Source organism: Actinotalea ferrariae CF5-4, assembly GCF_000603945.1.
In the GTDB taxonomy this organism is placed as follows: domain Bacteria; phylum Actinomycetota; class Actinomycetes; order Actinomycetales; family Cellulomonadaceae; genus Actinotalea; species Actinotalea ferrariae.
The window spans coordinates 1-825 of record NZ_AXCW01000250.1 but is presented as its reverse complement, the minus strand read 5'-3'; the positions used below and the strand labels follow the sequence as shown (position 1 = coordinate 825).

General features: G+C 79.0%; 1 protein-coding gene and 1 pseudogene. Both read left to right on the top strand.

From position 1 onward, the window contains the following. On the top strand, nucleotides 1–330 hold a 330-nt coding region (locus tag N866_RS15625), incomplete at its 5' end, for a DUF4190 domain-containing protein (RefSeq protein WP_081802714.1). Between the two features lie 6 nt (nucleotides 331–336). Next, a pseudogene (locus N866_RS15620) lies at nucleotides 337–825 on the top strand (hypothetical protein); the annotation flags it as partial.

Genomic DNA, 825 nt, shown 5'->3' with positions numbered 1-825 from the left:
CCGCCCGGCCCGCCCGCCGCGACCCCCGCCATCCCCGACCGCGCCTCCGCCGCGACGACCGGCGCGCCCGCGGGCCTGCCGCCGACCGAGCCGCTGGCGGTCGTCTCGCTCGTCGCCGCCGTGCTGGGCCTGACCGCCCTACCCGGTCTCGGGAGCGTCGTCGGCGTGGTGGCCGGGCACGTCGCCCTGCGGCGGGTGCGGTCCTCGGGAGGCGGCGGCGAGGCACTCGCCAAGGGCGGTCTCGTCGTCGGCTACATCGGCATCGGCATCGTCGGCGCGGTGCTCGTCGGGCTGCTGTTCACGCTGGCCGTGGCGCGCGGCGGGGCCTGAGCCCGCGTGAGGTCCCGGCGCAGCCACCTCCTCGTGTGGCTCGCGTTCCTGGCCGTCCACGCGGGCCTGGTCGTGCTCGGCGTGGCCGTCGTCCCGGCCGAGGCGTTCTGGGACGTCGACCTCTACCGCTGGTGGGCCGGGGCGTTCCTGGGGTTCGACGAGCCGCGGCCGGTCCTCGACGCCCCGTGGGTGTACCCGGCCGGTGCGCTCGGCCCGGTGGTCCTCCCCGGCCTGGTCACGGTCGTCTCGACCCCGGGGTACGCCCTCGCCTGGTCGGCCATGGTCACCCTGCTCGACGCCGTGGTCGTGGCGGCGCTCCTGCGCCGCGGCGCGACGACGGCGTCCCTGTGGTGGCTCGCCCTGCTCCTCGCGCTGGGTCCCGTCGCGCTCGGACGGCTGGACGCCGTCGCCGTCCCCCTCGCGACGCTCGGCCTGCTCGCGGCGGCGGACGCCGTCGGCCGGCCCGCGGCGGACGAGGGCGACCGGCGCGCCGAG